Annotated in this window: 16 protein-coding genes; 6 read left to right on the top strand and 10 right to left on the bottom strand. The window is 66.1% G+C overall.

Annotated elements, in window-relative coordinates:
• Positions 1–7 precede the first annotated feature (7 nt).
• The 4 genes from ltaE to trpE are packed head-to-tail and all read right to left on the bottom strand — an operon-like array spanning position 8 to position 3,461.
• On the bottom strand, positions 8–1,063 hold the full coding sequence (ltaE, locus tag ACSQ27_RS13170; RefSeq protein ID WP_436155943.1) for a low-specificity L-threonine aldolase: 1,056 nt from the start codon (positions 1,061–1,063) through the stop codon (positions 8–10).
• Positions 1,060–1,641, bottom strand: coding sequence for an anthranilate synthase component II (locus ACSQ27_RS13165; RefSeq protein ID WP_436155942.1), 582 nt, complete (start codon positions 1,639–1,641; stop codon positions 1,060–1,062). The genes ltaE and ACSQ27_RS13165 overlap by 4 nt, the downstream gene beginning before the upstream one ends.
• A 3-nt stretch (positions 1,642–1,644) precedes the next feature.
• On the bottom strand, positions 1,645–1,965 hold the full coding sequence (locus tag ACSQ27_RS13160) for a chorismate mutase (RefSeq protein ID WP_436155941.1): 321 nt from the start codon (positions 1,963–1,965) through the stop codon (positions 1,645–1,647).
• On the bottom strand, positions 1,962–3,461 hold the full coding sequence (gene trpE, locus ACSQ27_RS13155) for an anthranilate synthase component I (RefSeq protein ID WP_436155940.1): 1,500 nt from the start codon (positions 3,459–3,461) through the stop codon (positions 1,962–1,964). The genes ACSQ27_RS13160 and trpE overlap by 4 nt, the downstream gene beginning before the upstream one ends.
• A gap of 482 nt (positions 3,462–3,943) precedes the next feature.
• On the opposite strand from trpE, the gene ACSQ27_RS13150 reads away from it, so the two are divergent.
• Entirely contained in the window at positions 3,944–4,531 is a 588-nt protein-coding gene (locus ACSQ27_RS13150) for a chalcone isomerase family protein (protein WP_436155939.1), read from the top strand.
• A 58-nt stretch (positions 4,532–4,589) separates the two neighbouring features.
• Here the strand turns inward: ACSQ27_RS13150 and gph are convergent, their stop codons facing one another.
• The 5 genes from gph to rpe all read right to left on the bottom strand — a co-directional run bounded on the left by gph (position 4,590) and on the right by rpe (position 11,294).
• Complete coding sequence (gene gph, locus ACSQ27_RS13145) at positions 4,590–5,282, bottom strand: phosphoglycolate phosphatase (protein WP_436155938.1); 693 nt, start codon at positions 5,280–5,282, stop codon at positions 4,590–4,592.
• Between the two features lie 46 nt (positions 5,283–5,328).
• Positions 5,329–7,851: a PAS domain S-box protein gene (locus ACSQ27_RS13140; protein ID WP_436155937.1), complete on the bottom strand. Its 2,523-nt coding sequence runs from the start codon at positions 7,849–7,851 to the stop codon at positions 5,329–5,331.
• Between the two features lie 61 nt (positions 7,852–7,912).
• The gene (locus tag ACSQ27_RS13135) at positions 7,913–8,665 is read right to left on the bottom strand and encodes a response regulator transcription factor (RefSeq protein ID WP_436155936.1); all 753 of its coding nucleotides are present in this window, start codon (positions 8,663–8,665) and stop codon (positions 7,913–7,915) included.
• 129 nt (positions 8,666–8,794) lie between these two features.
• Positions 8,795–10,510 (bottom strand): adenylate/guanylate cyclase domain-containing protein, encoded by a 1,716-nt coding sequence (locus tag ACSQ27_RS13130; protein ID WP_436155935.1) that lies wholly within the window; start codon positions 10,508–10,510, stop codon positions 8,795–8,797.
• An 88-nt stretch (positions 10,511–10,598) separates the two neighbouring features.
• Positions 10,599–11,294, bottom strand: coding sequence for a ribulose-phosphate 3-epimerase (gene rpe / locus ACSQ27_RS13125; RefSeq protein ID WP_436155934.1), 696 nt, complete (start codon positions 11,292–11,294; stop codon positions 10,599–10,601).
• Between the two features lie 147 nt (positions 11,295–11,441).
• Here rpe and apaG point away from each other — a divergent pair, with 147 nt between their 5' ends.
• The 5 genes from apaG (at position 11,442) to thiL (ending at position 17,624) form a co-directional block, all read left to right on the top strand.
• A complete protein-coding gene (gene apaG / locus ACSQ27_RS13120) occupies positions 11,442–11,849 on the top strand; it encodes a Co2+/Mg2+ efflux protein ApaG (protein ID WP_436155933.1) in 408 nt (135 codons plus the stop codon).
• Positions 11,850–11,870: 21 nt separating this feature from the next.
• Entirely contained in the window at positions 11,871–13,838 is a 1,968-nt protein-coding gene (locus ACSQ27_RS13115; protein ID WP_436155932.1) for a site-specific recombinase, read from the top strand.
• Positions 13,839–14,202: 364 nt separating this feature from the next.
• Positions 14,203–15,471 carry a cation:proton antiporter gene (locus ACSQ27_RS13110; RefSeq protein ID WP_436155931.1) on the top strand — a complete coding sequence of 423 codons (1,269 nt, stop codon included), beginning with the start codon at positions 14,203–14,205 and terminating at the stop codon, positions 15,469–15,471.
• Positions 15,461–16,600 (top strand): YbdK family carboxylate-amine ligase, encoded by a 1,140-nt coding sequence (locus tag ACSQ27_RS13105; RefSeq protein ID WP_436155930.1) that lies wholly within the window; start codon positions 15,461–15,463, stop codon positions 16,598–16,600. Before ACSQ27_RS13110 ends, ACSQ27_RS13105 begins: the two co-directional genes overlap by 11 nt.
• A gap of 37 nt (positions 16,601–16,637) precedes the next feature.
• A complete protein-coding gene (gene thiL / locus ACSQ27_RS13100; protein WP_436155929.1) occupies positions 16,638–17,624 on the top strand; it encodes a thiamine-phosphate kinase in 987 nt (328 codons plus the stop codon).
• Here thiL and ACSQ27_RS13095 read toward each other — a convergent pair.
• Positions 17,612–17,800 carry a hypothetical protein gene (locus ACSQ27_RS13095; RefSeq protein WP_436155928.1) on the bottom strand — a complete coding sequence of 63 codons (189 nt, stop codon included), beginning with the start codon at positions 17,798–17,800 and terminating at the stop codon, positions 17,612–17,614. The two genes, thiL and ACSQ27_RS13095, sit on opposite strands and share 13 nt — an antisense overlap.
• Positions 17,801–17,938: the final 138 nt, after the last annotated feature.

The following is a 17,938-nucleotide window of genomic DNA, read 5'->3' as shown; positions in this document are numbered from 1 at the left end:
TGTCCTTTCAGGCCTTGAGATGGAAGAACTGCCGGATGGCGGCCACGGCGCGGTCCACCCCGGCGGCGTCCACGTCGAGGTGCGTCACAAAACGCAGCCGGTACAAACCCGTGGCCTGTATGCCCTGGCTGCCCAGGTGCTTGAGCAGCGCCGCCGACTGCTCGCGCGCCGCGCCAGTCAAATCGACAAACACAATGTTGGTGTGCGGCGGTTCGACCTGCAGGCCCTCGATGCCTGCCAGCCCGTCGGCCAGGTGTTTGGCCAGCGCATGGTCCTGGGCCAGGCGCCCGACGTGATTGTCCAGCGCGTGCGAGGCTGCCGCCGCCAGCACGCCGGCCTGGCGCATGCCGCCGCCCGCCATCTTGCGGATGCGGTGCGCCCGCGCGATGAACTCGCGCGAACCGCACAGCGCCGAGCCAACGGGTGCACCCAGCCCTTTGCTGAAACAGACGGAAACGCTGTCAAAGCAGTCCGCAATGCGGCGCGCCTCAGCCAGCGGATTGTTGCCCGTTTGCGCGGCCTGCGCGACGGCGGCATTGAACAGCCTGGCGCCGTCCAGGTGGCGCGCCAGCCCGTGTTTTTTTGCGAGCGCGGTGGCCTGCCGGACGTAGTCAAAAGGCAGCAGCTTGCCGCCCAGGGTGTTTTCCAGCGCCAGCAGCCGGGTGCGCGCGAAATGCGCGTCGTCGGGCTTGATGGCTGCCTCGATTTCGGACAGGGCCAGGGTGCCGTCCGTGTGGTGGTTCAACGGTTGCGGTTGCACGCTGCCGAACACCGCCGCGCCGCCACCTTCCCAGCGGTAGCAATGCGCCATCTGGCCGACGATGTATTCGTCGCCGCGCTGGCAATGGCTCAGGATGGCGCAAAGGTTGCTCTGCGTGCCGGTGGGCACAAAAAGCGCGGCCTCGAAACCCAGCAGGCCGGCGATTTTTTCCTGCAACGCGTTGACTGCCGGGTCGTCGCCGAACACGTCGTCGCCCAGCGGCGCGGCCAGCATGGCCTCGCGCATCGCGGCGGTCGGCCGGGTCACGGTGTCGCTGCGCAGGTCCACGGAATTTTGGCTCATGCGGTTTGCTCCAGGAAGTTTTTCAGCATGGCGTGGCCGTGCTCTGTGAGTATCGATTCGGGATGGAACTGCACGCCCTGGATGGGCAGTTCCTTGTGGCGCACGCCCATGATCTCGCCATCGTCGGTCCAGGCCGTGACGGCCAGGGCCTTAGGGCAGGACGATTTTTCAATCGCCAGCGAGTGGTATCGGTTGACCACGAACTGCTCGGGCAGGTCGGCAAACACGCCCTGCCGCGTGGTGGTGATCACGCTGGTCTTGCCGTGCATGAGCTGCTGGGCGCGGATGATGGTGCCGCCGAAGGCCGCGCCTATCGCCTGGTGGCCCAGGCAGACGCCCAGGATCGGCAGCTTTCCGGCGAAGTGCTGGATCGCCGCGACCGAGATACCGGCCTCGGCCGGCGAACACGGCCCGGGCGAGACCACCAGCAGGTCGGGCGCGCGCGCGGCGATGTCGGCCACACTGATTTCATCATTGCGGAACACCTCGACCTCGGCGCCCAGTTCACCGAAGTACTGGACGATGTTGTAGGTGAAGCTGTCGTAGTTGTCGATCATCAAGAGCTTGTTGCGCTTCATGGTTCAGGCCTCCTGGCGCAGGCGTTGGAACTCGCCGCGCTCAAAATCAATGGATGCGGCAATCATGGCGCGGTAGGCCGCTTCCAGGATGGCCTCGGGGGCGCCGGCCGCGCGGGCCTGGGCGCGCACGCGGTCTACGATGAATTCGATGCGCGCCTGGTCGACGATGTCGCCGGCGCTTTGTTTGATGCGCGCCGCCTGCGCGACATAGGCACTGCGCTCGGCGACCAGCGCCACGATGCGGTCGTCAAGCGCGTCGATGTTGCGGCGCACGTCGGCCATGCTGCGGCAGTGCTCGACAGTTGGGTGCTTGGCCGTGCTCATTCCAGGCCCTCCTCGACGAGTTCGGAGGCCCGTAGCAGCGCGCGCGCCTTGGCCTCGGTTTCCTTCCATTCGAGTTCGGCCACCGAATCGGCGACCACACCGGCCGCCGCCTGCACGTAAAGCGTCTGGTCCTTGATGATGCCGGTGCGTATGGCGATGGCCACGTCCATGTCGCCCGCATAGCTGAGGTAGCCGCAGGCGCCGCCGTAAAGGCCACGCTTGGTGGGCTCGAGCTGGTCGATGATTTCCATGGCGTGGACCTTGGGCGCGCCGGTCAGCGTGCCGGCCGGGAAGGTGGCCTTGAGCACGTCCATGCTGGTCATGCCGTCCAGCAGCACGCCTTCAACGTTGCTCACGATGTGCATCACATGGCTGTAGCGTTCCACCGCGAAAGCCTCGGTGACCTTCACCGTGCCGGTCTTGGCGATGCGGCCTATGTCGTTGCGCGCGAGGTCTATCAGCATGACGTGCTCGGCGCGCTCTTTCGGGTCGTTGACCAGTTCGTGCTCGACGGCTTTGTCGGCCTCGGGCGAAGAGGCGCGCGGACGGGTGCCGGCAAGCGGCCTGATGGTGATCTTCTGCCCCTCGCTGACTTGCTCCTGCCGCACCAGGATTTCGGGCGAGGCACCCACCACATGGAAATCGCCGAAGTGGTAGTAATACATATAGGGCGAGGGATTGAGCGAACGCAGCGCACGGTACAGGCTCAGCGGCGACTCGGTGTAGCGCTTCTTGATGCGCTGGCCGACCTGCACCTGCATGAAGTCGCCGGCTTCGATCAGGCGTTTGGCCTTTTCCACGGCGGCTATGTAGTCGGCCTTGGCGAAATCGCGTTCGGCTGGGTAGCCCTGCGAAGGCTTGACCACCGGGGCGCTGACCGAGTACTTGAGTTTTTCCCTGAGTTCGCGCAAACGCTTCTTGGCGTTGGCGTAGGCCTCGGGCTGGGCCGGGTCGGCATAGACGATCAGGTAGAGCTTGCCCGAAAGGTTGTCGATCACCGCCAGCTCTTCGCACTGCAGCAGCAGAATGTCGGGACAGCCCAGGGTGTCGGGCGGACAGCTGGCTTCGAGTTTTTTCTCGATGTGGCGCACCGCGTCGTAGCCGAAATAGCCGGCCAGGCCGCCGCAAAACCGCGGCAGGCCGGGCCGCAGCGCGACCTTGAAACGCTTCTGGTAATCGGCGATGAAGTCCAGCGGGTTGGCCGTTGAGGTCTCCACGACGCGGCCGTCGGTCACCACCTCGGTGACCCGGTCGGCGCCGAAGCCCGAGGCGCGCACCAGCGTGCGGGCCGGCAGGCCGATGAAACTGTAGCGGCCGAAGCGCTCACCACCGACGACGGACTCCAGCAGGAAGCTGAATTTGCCGCCGTCCTTGGAATGCGCGAGCTTGAGGTACAGGGATAAAGGCGTTTCAAGGTCGGCAAAGGCCTCCGCCATCAGCGGAATGCGGTTGTAGCCCTGGCCGGCAAGGCTTTTGAATTCGAGTTCAGTGATCACGGTCAATCCTTTTCAGGGAGGCAAGACGCATAAAAGCGCTGCCGCCTGTCATTCAACACGCCCCGAAGACCGGGGCCGGGATGCTCCCGCGGGCTGCGCAGGGCATCAACAAAGAAAGGGGGGTGTCGCAGAACCTGCGGCAAGTGCACGGGCCGGGGCAGCGCTGTCGGCGTGCCGGCCCGCATGCGCCTCAGGCGAGCGGGAAATGACAGGTACGCCAGGGCCAGGCTCCCCGGTCGCCACAACCTGTTTGAATGATGCGATGAATGAACATGTAGGCCAAAGTGTAGCAAAGACCGGAGCCGGTTAGCCTCCGCCGGGCATCAAAAAGCCGGACCGGGGCCCGGCAGGGGCCGGTGAGCAGGCCCTAGTACTAATGCTTATCTCGCAAACCCTCTTGCGAGGGGCGGCCCCTGAACTCGAAAATGAGGAGATAAAAAACGAACGCTCGTTCTATTCCAACCATACTTTGGAGACAATCCATGACTTTGACAACGCGATGCCTTGCGGGCCTGGCCGGCCTGATGCTTTCATTCGGCGCCCTTGCCGCGCCGATGGAGGTCTCGGGCGTCAAGCTCGACGACCCGATTGAGGTGCATGGCACCAAACTGCAGCTCAATGGGGCCGGCATTCGCTACAAGGCGGTGTTCAAAGTCTATGTGGCCGGAATGTACCTGCCCAAAAAAGCCGCCACCCCCGAAGAGGTCTACGCCATGCCCGGCCACAAACGCATCAGCATCACCTTGCTGCGCGATATCGACTCCAACGAGCTGGGCAAGAGCTTCACCACGGCCTTCACAGACAACGCCCCCAAAGCCGAAATGTCCAAGCTCATCCCCGGCCTGATCAAGATGGGCCAGATCTTTGCCGACCAGAAGAAGCTCGTCGCCGGCGAGGGTTTCACCATCGATTGGATCCCCGGCACCGGAACCGTCATCTCGGTCAAAGGCAAGCCGCAAGGCGAGCCCTTCAAGGAAGTCGAGTTTTTCAATGCCCTGGTGCGCATCTGGCTGGGCCCGCAGCCCGCCGACTGGAAACTCAAGGATGCGATGCTGGGCAAGACAAACTGAAGCGCCTCGCTTTTCACACCATCAACGGGGCGCAAGCCCCGTTGCCGTTTTTACCGCGTCATTTTTGAAAGCGCAGCCCGGCCAGCGAGTGAAGAAAGCCATCGGCGTCCACTTCACGCACCGGCTCGCCATGGTTGTAGCCGTAGGTCACCAGCAGCACCGGACAACCGGCCGCCCGCGCAGCCTGCGCGTCATTGCTGGAGTCGCCGATCATCAGCGTGCGCGCGGGCGCGCTGCCCAGCGCTTCGCAGGTCTTGAGCAGGGGCAAGGGATCGGGCTTCTTGCGCTCGAAGGAATCGCCGCCGAAGACCTCGCTGAAAAATCCGTCCAGGCCCTTGAGCCTGAGCAGCTGGCGCGCCATGGCAAGCGGTTTGTTGGTCAGGCAGGCCAGCTTGAGCCCGGCCTGCTGCAAAGTGCGCAGCCCTTCCAGCCCACCCGCATACACCGTCGAGTGCAGTCCGTTGATGGCCGCGTAATGCCGCTGGTAGCTTGCAAAGGCTTCGGCGTAGCGTGCCGGCAAGTCCGTCCCCGCATGCGCCAGCACCGCCCTCACGAGGTTCTCGGAGCCTTTTCCCACCATGCGTTCCACGGTCGCCGCATCAAATGGGCGATGCGCCTGGCCCGGTTGCTGCAGGTCGGCCAGCATGGCGTTCACGGCAGCCACAAAGTCCCCCAGCGTGTCCACCAGCGTGCCGTCCAGGTCCACCATGGCGGCATCGAAATGGGCACGGGTCAAAACAGGAGGATTCATGCAAACAAGCCAAGAAAGGTATGGCCGCTTGAGCGGCGGAAATGCCTCAAGAGGCGCTCTGCCTGGCGCGGCGCCTGGCTTCTATCGCGCGGTCCAGGCTGTCGAGCAGGCGCTGCTCGTCAAGCGGTTTTTCCAGCCAGCCCGAAATCCCCAGCGCCTGGCTGCCGGCATGCTGGCGCGCCTCCGAGGCGGTGACCGACAGCACCAGCACCGGCAGGCGCGCCGTGCGTTTGTTGGCCCGCAACTCGCGTATCAGCGAGAACCCGGTTTCGTAGGGCGGCCTGACGTCCACCGTCATCGCCGCGTACGACTCCATCTTGAGGTAGTCTCGCGCCTGTTCGGGCGTGTGCGCCATGTCGGCGTCATAACCGCCTTTGTCCAGCATCATGCCGATGAGCTTGGCCACGTCAGGGTCGTCTTCGTACACCAGCACGCGCGGGCGCATCACGCCGTCGAGCCCCATGGGCGCCGTGACCGGCGGCGCTTCCCGCCACACCGGCAATTCGAAAAAGAATGTCGTACCCACCTGGCTTTCCGTGCTGAAGCCTATGGTGCCATCCATGCGCTCGATGATGGCCTTGGAAATGCTCAAGCCCAGGCCGGTGCCGCCCTTTTTCCGCGTGTCGGAGGAGTCGGCCTGGGAAAATTTCTGGAAAATTCGCTGGCGGAACTCATCCGGAATGCCGGGGCCGTTGTCGATGATTTCCACCCGGGCACGTCCCGACTCCGTGCGCATCGCCACCCGCACGGCGCTGCCGGGCATCGAGAACTTGATGGCATTGGACAGCAGGTTGGTCACCACCTGGATCAGCCGGTCGCTGTCGACGCAGACCTGGACCGGCGCTTCTATCCTGCCCATCACCAGCTTGACGCCGTGCTGCTCCGCGAAACCCTCGTTGGCGGCCAGGGCCTGCTCCAGCAGGGGCCCCAGCTCCATAGGCCGCAGCTCAAAGCTCATCTTGCCGGACTCGATCTTTTCGCTGTCGAGGATGTCGTTGATGAGCCGGATCAGGCGCTCGCAATTGCTCTGGGCGATGCCCACCAGGTTTTTGGCCTGCGCCGGCAGTTCACCCGTCACGCCTCCCCAGACCAGGCCCAGCGAGCCGCGTATCGAGGTCAGCGGCGTGCGCAGTTCATGGCTGACGGTGGAGACGAACTCGCTCTTCATGCGGTCTATGCGCTTGAGTTCGGTGACGTCGTTGCCCAGCGAGGAAAAGCCGATGACCGTGCCCTGCTCGTGCCCCTCGCCGTAGCGCGGGAAATAACTCATGACGTATTCGCGCCGCTCGCCGCCGAGGGGCGCCAGCTCGATTTCGTAGCGCACCGAATACCCGGCCAGTGCCTCCCCGACATGGCCTTTGACCTGGTCGTACAGCTGCGGCCCCAGGACGTCCAGCATGGTCCGGTTCTGTATCTCCTCGCTCCTGAGGCCCAGGGCTTCTTCATAGGCCCGGTTGTGGAACTGGAAACGCTCTTCCCTGTCGACATAGGCGATCAGGGCCGGCACGGCGTCGGTCAGCTCGCGCAGCTGGGCTTCGCTGTCGCGCAGGGCCTCGCTGATGCGGTTGCTTTCGGTGATATCGTGAATGATGGCCGTGAACAGCCGGCGGCCGCCCACGTTGACGTCGCCGAACGATGCGTTCACCGGGAACTCGGTGCCGTCATGGCGCAGCCCCAGGACTTTGACGTCCCATTCGCGAAAGCCGCGCTGGCGGTTTGCCAGGCTGGCGAAGAAGGCCTGGAAGCCCATGCGGTAGCGCGTGGGCAGCAGCATGGTCACCTCCCGGCCCACTAGGTCGTCGAGCCTGTAGCCGAAGAGGTGGCGGGCGGCGCTGTTGGCGTTGACGATGATGCCTTCCTGGGTGGCCGTCACCAGCCCCTCGGCCATGCTTTCGGTCACGGCCCGGCTCATGGCTTCGCTGTCGGAAAGCCTGGCCTCGATGCGGCGGCGCTTTTCCTGCGAGCGGACGATCATCTGGATGGCCCAGCCGAACACGCTCAGGCACAGCAGCCCGCCCAGCAGGATCAGCTGCTTGACGGTCTGGGCGCTTTGCCGTGTTTCTTCTTTCGAGTGTTCCAGGGCCTGGGTTTCGCCCATCTTGATACGGGCCACCAGCGCTTCGATTTCGTCATAAAGCCGGCGGTTGGGCTCGCCGCCGACGATGGCCGCCGCCGCTTCCAGCCCGGCTTGCTGCCGGGCGGCGATGGCCTGCTCCATCAGCGCGAAGCGGCGCGTCATGGCGTCTTCCAGCGCGCGCCAGTCCTGGCTGGTGCCGGCCGCCGCATGCACGCGCTGCAGCGCCTGCCGGCTCAGCGCGCGGGCTTCCTGGTATGCGGCGAGGTCCGTGGCGGTGTTGGTCAGCAGGTAGCGCCGCTGCGAGGACTCCGCCGCCTTGAACTCCGCGACGACCTGCTCCAGGAGCAGCACCGTTTCGCGCGCCTCGGTTTCGCTTTGCGTGCCGCTGAGCAGCGTATTGATGGTGAAGTAGGAAGCCGCGATGCTCAGGATGATCAGGACCATCCCGGTGAACAGGGCGACATTGATGGTCGCGCGAAAAGGCGACTTCATGGCGCGGGAGCCGGCAGGCCTGGTTTGCCAGAAAAGCGGCTCATCACGCCATGCCGGTGCGTTACTGCGAGCCCAGCACGGTGCGGACCGCCTGCAGCAGCGATTCGGTCTCCACGGGCTTGGTGATGTAGCCGTCGGCGCCGCTGGCCAGGCCCTTGAGCACCGCCTCGCGGGTCGCCTTCGCCGTGAGCATGATCACCGGGATGTCCTTGAGCTGCGGGTGCGAGCGGATGCGCAGCAGGATGTCAAACCCGTCGGCATCGGGCAGCATCACGTCCAGCAACACCAGGTCCGGAATCGGCGGTTTGCGGAACTCGGCCACCACTTCGGCGCGCGAGCCCGCCACCCGTATGTCGAAACCCTCGAAGGTCAGGTAGTGGCTCAGGAACTTTGCCAGGTGCTCATCGTCGTCCACGACAATGGCCGACAGGCGTTCGCCGGGCGCGCGCTGGCGCGGCTGCTCGCGCTTGCGGGCGATGCGGACGTAGTAATTGGATTTCTTCAGCGTGGCCGCGCAGAAATCGGCCTCGGCGCCCGCCTCGTTGAGCGCCGTGGGACTCAGCTGGAACTGCAGCGAAGCGGCGAACGGGTCCGGCTGGACCTGGGTCACCAACCCCTTGGCCAACAGCGATTTCACGGTGTTGTCGAGCGTCGCGCCGGTGGGTTCTCCCACGCTCTGGCGTATCTGGGCCATGGACAGGATGCCGTCGAGGCGTACCAGCAACTCCACCTCAGGCGGTGAAATCGTGGTGGCCGCGCTGCGCAGCTCCTGCTGGCCTTTGGGCGTAACGGCGTAAATATCGTTGTATTGCACTGTGTAGCTCCTCTCTGTGGTAAGGGGCATGACATGCGCCGGGGCGCTGCCTGATTCTAAGGTCCGGGGCCCGCTCGAATGGTGCACGCCCTCAGGAAGAAGATACACCAACTGGGCCGGCCCGGGCATTCAAGGTGATTCCGCGGGCGGCGGCGGCAAGGCCGATCGCAGCGCCGCCATCAATTCTTCCAGCGAGGCTTCCATGCGCAGCAGCAGCTCATCGATGCCGGCGCGCGGACCTTCGTCATGAAGCGCCTGCTCCAGCGCGCCGGCGTCCAGCGGCAATTGCGTGGCGCCTATCTGCGCCGAGACGCCGCGCAGGGAGTGGCTGAGCAGCTCCGCCGCCTTCAGGTCGCCGGCCGCCAGCGCCTCGCGGATGCGTGCCGGCGTGTCCGCGCGGCCGTCCATGAAGCGGCGCAGCATCGAGATGTAAAACCCTTTCATGTTCATCGCCCGGCTCAGCCCCAGGGCCATGTCGAGTCCGGCGATGCTGTCGGGCAGCACCTCATCGGGGGAACCCGCCGCGTCCGCCGCCTGCACGGCCGCAAGGCGGGACGCCGGTGTGCCGGTTTCGGCCAGCGGGGCCGGCGCGGCCTCGCTCTTCGCGGTTTCCGCAAGCGCCTCCAGGCTGCCCAGCGCCCTGCGCAGTTCGGCGGCGGCGTCCGCGCGCTGCGCGGGCGTGAGGCGGCCCGGGTCCAAATCCAGGCGCAGGCCGGGCCGGTCGCACTGGATCACCCCCGCCGCGGCGGGCGGCGCCGCCAGGGTTTTGCGGACCGCATAGACCGTGATCGGTTCGGCGAATCCCTTGGCGACGACCGGCTCGCGCGCCTCGACCTCGATCTCGTCCTGCACCAGGTCGTGGGTGTCCCTGGAAATCAGGATGCCGCCGGGCTCCGCGGCCTGTTCGAGCCGGGCGGCCAGGTTCACTTCACGGCCGATGATGGTGTAGTCCATGCGCAGGTTGCTGCCGAAGTTGCCGACGTCGCAGAAGCCCGAATTGATGCCGATGCGTATCTCGAAGGCCTTGGGAATGCCCATGGCCTTCCAGCGCCGCTGCAGCTCAGCCATGCGCTGCTGCATGGCGACGGCCATCTTCACGCATTGCACCGCGTCCTGGCGCGGGCCCAGGGTGTGGGGGTCGCCGAAGAAGATGACGATGGCGTCGCCGATGAACTTGTCCAGGGTCGCGCCGTATTCGGCGGCGATCTGCGACATCTCCTCGAAGTAACTGTTGAGCAGAAAAGTAACTTCTTCGGGCTGCCACTGCGCCGTGGAAGCCGTGAAGTTCTTGATGTCCGAGAAAAACACCGTCAGTCGCTTGCGCTGGGTCTGGATCTCGGCCTGCCGGGAGCCGTCAAAGAGGGACTGGTAGACCTGCGGTGCGAGGTAGCGCGACAGCTGCTCGGACAGGGTCTTCAGGCGCTTGGCATTGGCGCTGCGCTCCAGGTGCAGCCGCACGCGCGCCAGCAGCACCGGCGGGCTGATGGGTTTGGTGATGTAGTCGGTGGCGCCCAGGTCCAGCCCGAACTGCTCTTCTTCCACGCTGCTGAGCGCCGTGAGGAAAATGACGGGGATGTCGGCCGTGCGCGAATCGCGCGCCAGCCGCCGCATGACCTCGTAGCCGTCCATCCCGGGCATCATCACGTCCAGCAGGATGATCTCCGGGCGCCTGTCGGACAACGCCACCTGCAGGCCCTCTTCACCGGACTCGGCGGCCTCCACCTCATAGCCGTCCTGCAGCAGGGCGACGAGGAAATACCGGACGTCCGCCGTGTCGTCCACCACCAGGATGCGGGCGCGGCGCGCGGGGCCTCGCCCGCCTTGCTCGCTTACGGCTTCAGTCATGCGGCTCCTCCATGGATGGCGGGGCCGGCATCCGGCCCGGCCGGTTACCGGGGTTGGCGCGTGCGGGTCCGCATCGACGCGCGCCGGCCTATTTCACCAGTTCCGCCCGCATCGCGTCAATTACCGCCTTGTAATCGGGTTTTCCGAAGATGGCGCTGCCGGCCACAAAGGTGTCGGCGCCCGCGGCGGCCACGCGCGCGATGTTGTCGGTCTTGATGCCGCCGTCGACTTCAAGGCGGATGTCCTTGCCCGAGGCATCGATGCGCTTGCGCGCCTGCTCGATCTTGCGCAGCGCCGAGTCGATGAAGCTTTGCCCGCCGAAGCCGGGGTTGACGCTCATGATGAGAATCAGGTCGATGTCCTCGATCACCCAGTCCAGCACGTCCAGCGGCGTGGCCGGGTTGAACACCAGCCCGGCTTTGCAGCCTTTGGCCTTGATCGCCTGCACGCTGCGGTGCACATGGCCGGAGGCTTCAGGGTGGAAGCTGACCAGGTCGGCGCCGGCCTCGGCAAAGGCCGCGGCCAGCGCGTCGACGGGCTGCACCATCAGGTGCACGTCCACCGGCACCGGCGTGCCGTCGGCTTTTTTGGCGTGCGGCTTGAGCGCCTGGCAGATCATGGGCCCGAACGTCAGGTTGGGCACATAGTGGTTGTCCATCACGTCGAAATGGATCCAGTCGGCGCCGCCGGCGATGACGGCCTTGATCTCATCGCCCAGTCGGGCGAAATCGGCGGACAGGATGGAGGGGGCGATCCGGTAGGTGGGCGGCTGGTTTTTAGGCATGGCCGGATTGTCGCAGCAAGCCGCGGCCCGCGCCCGCCCCCGGCGCTGCCGGCTGTTTCGCCCGGCCAACAGCCGCAGCAGGCGGTTAACATGGTCGCTGAGAACCTGTTCACGGTCTAAACGGAACAGGTTCCAATACTTTCAGCCATGCCCAAATACCAATTTTCCTGCGAAGCCGTTCCCCAGTACCTGCCCGAACAATCGGCGCCGGAAGACCATGTCTACGGGTTTTCCTATACCGTCACGGTCACCAACACCGGCGAGGTGACGGCCCAGCTGATCTCGCGCCACTGGGTCATCAGCGACGCCAACGGCCACAACGAAGAGGTCAAGGGCCTGGGCGTGGTCGGCCACCAGCCGCTGCTCAAGCCCGGCGAGTCCTTCCAGTACACCAGCGGGTCGCGCCTGCGCACGCCCAGCGGCACCATGCACGGCAGTTATTTTTGCGTGGCCGAGGACGGCGAGCGTTTCGAGGCGCCGATTCCCATGTTCGTGCTGGAGGCGCACAGCGGCAACGGCAGCGGCGCCGCCCCGCCCGGCCGTGTCCTGCATTGAGCCCACGGCCCTGACCGCCCGATGAAAGACCTGGCCTCCCTGCTCAAGGCGCTGGACCCGGACGCCGGCCTGGCCCAGCGCCATGTCTGGCTGATCAAGCTCTTCGAATGGATACGCGGCGACGAGACCTCCGTCGCCGCCGCGGTCGCGCGGGTGCAGGCCCTCATGGATGCCGTCGAGCGGCAGCCCGAGATCCAGGCACGCCTGCGGGCCTGGTGGCAGACGCTGATCCAGACGGTCGACATCACCACCTTGCTGGCCGATTTCGGCTTCGCGCCGCGCACGGCTTTTGTCAGCGAACTGGCCGAGCGCCTGCGCCGCAAACTGCTGCCTGGCACACCGGAGACCGTCGACGCCTCCGAACTGTTTCCCCTGGTGGCGCCCACGCGCTTCGACGCGCAGTGGATGGGCGCGCTCGAAGAGCCGCAGGTCGCCCGGCTGGCCCTGCTGCTGTCGGCCAGCCCCGACATGGACACGCTGCACTGGCACTACAGCCTGATGGACGCACTGACCTACTGCACGGCGCAGATACGCGCCACGGGTTTCGCGCCCGAGTTGCGCCTGCGCATGAACCGCGCCACGCCGCACGCGCGCGCCTTCCACGCGCTGCCGGCCGACATCGACGGATTGCGCAACGCCTTCTTCAAGCCCGTGCGGGACGAGGCGCAGCTGCAGGCCGCGATCGCGCAGTACCGCGAACGGCTGGACGCCTGCCGCCAGGCCGTCAACAGCATCTACACGCACCTGGAGGACAACGGCATCTCGGTCGGCATGGTGTTTCGCCTGCGCCAGCTGCGCGAGCGCATGCTGCGCGTGCGCGAACTGCTCGACAGCCTGGTCTCGCCCAAGCCCGCCATGGCCGCCATCAAGCTGCTGGGGCGCCGCGTCATCACCGCGCAGGAGGGCAAAAGCATCAGCGCGCTGATCAGCGCCAACTCCACGCTGCTGTCGGCCAAGGTGGCCGAGCGCAGCGCAGAAACCGGCGAGACCTACATTACCCGCACGCGCGGCGAATACCGCGAGATGCTGGGCAAGGCCATGGGCGGCGGCGCCATCACGGCCTTCACCACGCTGCTCAAGTTCATGATCGTGGCGGTAGGCCTCTCGGCCTTCTGGAGCGGCTTCTGGTCCGCCGTCATGTATTCCGCCAGCTTCATCCTGATCCAGCTGCTGCACTTCACGCTGGCCACCAAGCAACCGGCCATGACGGCGCCGGCCATGGCGGCCAAGCTCAAAGACCTCGGCTCGGCCGATGCGACCAGCACCATCGCGGCCTTTGTCGACGAGGTCACGCACCTGGTGCGCTCGCAGGTCGCGGCGGTCTTCGGCAATGTGTTCATGGTGGTGCCCGCGGTGCTGCTGGTCAACACGCTGGTCCTGCTGCTGCTGGGCCGGCCCATGATCAGCCACACCGAGGCCGAGCATGTGCTGGGCACGCTGACGCTGCTGGGCCCCACGCTGATGTGGGCGGGTTTTACCGGCGGCATCCTGTTCGCGGCCAGCATGATCGCGGGCTGGACCGAAAACTGGTTCGTGCTGCATCGCCTGGACTCGGCCATGCGCCACAACCCGCGCATCACCGCATTCCTGGGCGGCGAACGCGCGGCGCGCTGGTCCTCTTTCATGCGCGACAACATCTCGGGTTTCGCCTCCAACATCGCGCTGGGCTTCATGCTGGGGCTGATCCCGGCCTTCACCGGTTTTTTCGGTGTGGAACTCGAAGCGCGCCACGTCACGCTGTCCACCGGCCAACTGGCCGCGGCCGGCGCCTCGCTGGGCCTGGAGGCGTTCAGGCATCTGGCCATCTGGTGGTGCATCGCGGCCATTCCACTGATAGGCGCGCTGAACCTCGGCGTGAGTTTTTACCTCGCGTTCCGCCTGGCCCTGCAGGCGCACAACGTGAGCAACGTGGACCGTGCCCGCATTCGTGCGGCGATCTGGGCGCGCTGGCGCAGCCACCCCCGCAGCTTCTTCATGCCCTCTGAATAAGCCCACCCCCGTCCAGGCTCACTTCGTGTAGCCTGTTCCCCCCTCGAGGGGGCGGCGCCTGGGGCCGGCAAAGCCGGACCCTCGGCCCCCACTGGCTTGGTCACTGCACCCTTCAAGCCGCATTGATGAACATCGTCGTGATGGCAATACGCCAGCGTCGTTACTTGAAGTAAAAGTGCAAAGACGCCATTTCCGGTGTTGTCCTACATGTCGCCGTGCGGGTGGCCTGTAAATTAATGCAACAACTTTTCTTTCGCGCAACCCCACCGGGCCTCACGCCGCAAGGCTGGCCGACCAACGTGCAACATGACGCCCTCAAGCGCCTGTCTGCAGAAGTTCCAAACAGAGTGGAGACCCCATCCCCATGAATGAAGTCCTGGCCATCTGGGCCGAATGGATCAAGCCTTCAGCGGGCTTGCCGACCGTGCAGTGGTCCATGCTGCTCGCGCTGGCCGCCGCCGCGGGCCATCTCCTAAACCGCTACACCGGCATGCCCAAGGTGGTGGGCTATTCGCTGGTCGGCGGCTTTGCCGGCCTGGCCGGTTTCAGCGGCGCGGTCTGGCCGCTCCAGGGCACCGGGCTTTTCCTGCTGGAACTGGGCGTGGCAGTGGTGCTGTTCGAGGCCGGCGGGCGCATTCCCCTGCGCTGGTTTCGCCACAACCCCATGGTGCTGGTGCAAAGCCTGGCCGAATCGGCCTTGACCTTCATCCTGGTGTACTGGGCCCTGCACGCGATGAGCGTACGCGAGGCCGTGGCCGAACCGCTGGCCCTGCTGGCCATGGCCGCCTCGCCCGCCGTGCTGTCGCGCGTGGCCATAGACACCCGCGCCGCCGGCCCCGTCACCGAACGCGCGCTGGTGCTGTCCACCCTGGGCACGCTGTATGCGCTCACGCTGTGCAGCGCGCGCGCCGGCATGATGCACCGCCCCGACTCCGGCGTGACCAGCGTGCTCAGCACGCTGTACCCGGTGCTGGTGGTGCTGGGCCTCTCCGTGGTGGTGGGCGCCGCGCTGGCCCTGATGCTGCGCACCGCGCTGCGCGTGATGAGCCCCACCAGCGAAAACACCGCCATCCTGCTGCTGGCCCTGATCGCCGCGGGCGCCGCGCTGGCGGCCCACTTCGGCGGCTCGGCGCCGCTGGCGGCGCTGCTGGGCGGCATGCTGCTCAAGCAGCTCAACCCGCGCCCCTGGTCATGGCCGCGGCAGATGGGAACGGCCTCGTCCATGCTGACCATGCTGATGTTCGTGCTGGTCTCGGTGGTGGCGGCGCAGGCCGACTGGAGCGGCCCGGTGGCCGGCCTGGTCATTGCCATGGTCGTCGCCCGCATGGTGGCCAAGATCGCCGGTGTCGCCATCGGCAACGTCGGCAGCGGTGCCAGCTGGAAGCAGGCCCTGTGGGTGGGCTGCGCGATGTCGCCGATGTCCTCGGTCGCACTGCTGCTGGTGTCACAGTTCGCCACGGCCTCCGGCGCCCTGGGCCGCCAGATCGCCAGCGTGGCCCTGCCCGCCATCCTGCTGATGGAGGTGCTGGGCGCGGTGCTGGCCACCGTGGCCATTTACCGCGCCGGCGAAAGTTCCAAACCCTGGGCGCCGCTCACACGCGGCCCCGCATCCGGACCCGTCCATGAGCCTTGAACCCTTTCAAAAATCGGCCGCGCTGTCGCTGGGCGTGGAGCTTGAGCTGCAGCTGGTGAACACGCACGACTACGACCTCGCGCCCTATGCCGAGGACATGCTGCGCCTGATGGCCAAAATCCCGCTGCCCGGCGCCGTGGTGCCCGAGATGACGTCCAGCATGATCGAGATCTCGACCGGCGTGTGCCGCAACGCCTCGGAGGTGCTGGGCCAGCTCTCGCAGATCCGCGATGCGCTGGTCAAGAGCGCCGACAAGCTCAACATCGCCGTGGTCGGCGGCGGCACCCACCCCTTCCAGCAGTGGCATGAGCGCCGTATTTACGACAAGCCGCGCTTTCGCGAACTGTCCGAGCTCTACGGCTACCTTTCCAAGCAGTTCACGATTTTCGGCCAGCACGTGCACGTGGGTTGCCCCGACGCCGACAGTGCGCTGCTGACGCTGCACCGCATGTCGCGCTACATTCCGCACTTCATCGCGCTGTCGGCCTCTTCGCCCTATGTGCAGGGCCAGGACACGGCCTTCGATTCGGCCCGGCTCAACTCGGTGTTCGCCTTTCCGCTGTCGGGCCGCGCGCCCTTCGCGCTGACCTGGGACGACTTCACCGTCTATTTCGACAAGATGACGCGCACCGGCGTGGTCAAGAGCATGAAGGATTTTTACTGGGACATCCGGCCCAAGCCGGAATTCGGCACCATCGAGATCCGTGTGTTCGACACGCCGCTCACGGTGGAGCGCGCCACCGCGCTGGCCGGCTTCGTGCAGTCGCTGGCCTCCTGGTTCATGCACGAACAGCCCTTCATGCCCACCGAGGACGACTACCTGGTCTACACCTACAACCGTTTCCAGGCCTGCCGCTTCGGCCTGGACGCCGTCTATGTGGACCCGGCCACCGGCGGCCACATGCCGCTGCGCGAACACATCCTGCTGACCATGGCGCAGATCGAGCGCCATGCCACCGGCATGGGCGCGGGCGCGTCGCTGCACCTGTTGCGGAGCAGCGTGGAACGCGGCGACAACGACGCCCGCTGGCTGCGCGAAAAACAGGGCGAGGAGCACCTGCTGGCCGAAGTCATACGCCAGGCGGCCGACCGTTTCCGCGGCGGCGTCACGCACCAGCAATATCCCTGACCCGGGTGTCCCGGGCGCAGCCTGTATGCTCTGCGCCATGGGTGAGTTTGACCTGATCGCACGCTATTTCACGCGCCCCGCCGCGCGCGCCGCGCTGGGCGTGGGCGACGACTGCGCGCTGCTGCAGCCGGCGCCCGGCACGCAGTTGGCCATCTCCAGCGACATGCTGGTCGAGGGCCGGCACTTCTTCGCGGACGTGGACCCTTTCGCGCTGGGCCACAAGGCGCTGGCCGTCAACCTCAGCGACCTGGCCGCCTGCGGCGCCAAACCCCTGGCCTTCACGCTGGCCCTGGCCTTGCCGCGGGTCGACGAAGCCTGGCTGGCTGCTTTTTCGAAGGGTCTGTTCGCGCTGGCCGACGCGCACGGCTGCGAGCTGGTGGGCGGCGACACCACACAAGGGCCGCTCAACATCTGCATCACCGTGTTCGGCGAAGTGCCCGTGCTGAACGGAAAGAGCCAGGCGCTGCTGCGGTCGGGCGCCAGACCCGGCGACGATGTGTATGTCAGTGGCACCTTGGGCGACGCCCGGCTGGCGCTGGAGGCCTTGCGCGGCACGGTCGCCTTGCCGCCCGATTTACTGGCCCAGGCCAGGCAACGGCTGGAGCAGCCCGCACCGCGCGTCGCATTGGGCCAAGCGCTGCGCGGCATTGCCTCGGCGGCCATTGACGTGAGCGACGGTCTGCTTGGCGACCTTCGCCACATCCTGCACACCTCGAAAACAGGCGCCACGCTTGAAACAGCGCTCGTGATCAATCTGGTCGCTGCTGGTTCACGTTCCGACTGGCCCACAGCCGGAATCGATGCTGAAAAGCAGATGGCGTTCGCGCTGGCGGGCGGCGACGACTACGAGCTTGCCTTCACCGCCCCGGCCTTGGCCCGTGAGGCCGTTCAGGCCGCAGCCCGCCAGGCGCAAACACCGGTCAGCCGGATCGGCCGTATCGACGCGGACCCCGGCTTGCGGCTGCTGGACGCGGCCGGCGCGCTGCTGGAGCGGCGCTACGCCTCCTTCGATCACTTTGCCTGAGGGCGCGGTGCGGCCTCTACCTGCGTGCGGTGCGCAAGCCGACCGGCCGCGCTGTAGGCCCAGTTGACAATCGCGGACCAGAACTCAGCCGCGGCCAAGGCGCGCAAACGACGGGCTTCGGTTTCGGCGGCGGTTGCCAGGCGGTTTTCTTCGGCTGCGGTGTAGAGGTAGTTCATGAACATGTCCTTTCGAAGTGGCCCGCTTTTCCGATAACGGGGCTACACGGTTACTGTGCGCAAAACGGCACCGTCCGGAAACCACCCCCGCCGCAAATGCGTCTTGCATCAGGCGCAAAACCAAAATACGCCGCGATA

The organism is Polaromonas sp. LjRoot131 (assembly GCF_964252805.1).
Taxonomy (GTDB): domain Bacteria; phylum Pseudomonadota; class Gammaproteobacteria; order Burkholderiales; family Burkholderiaceae_C; genus Polaromonas.
Note: the sequence above shows the minus strand (reverse complement) of the source record. Positions and strands in the feature narration are given on the sequence as shown.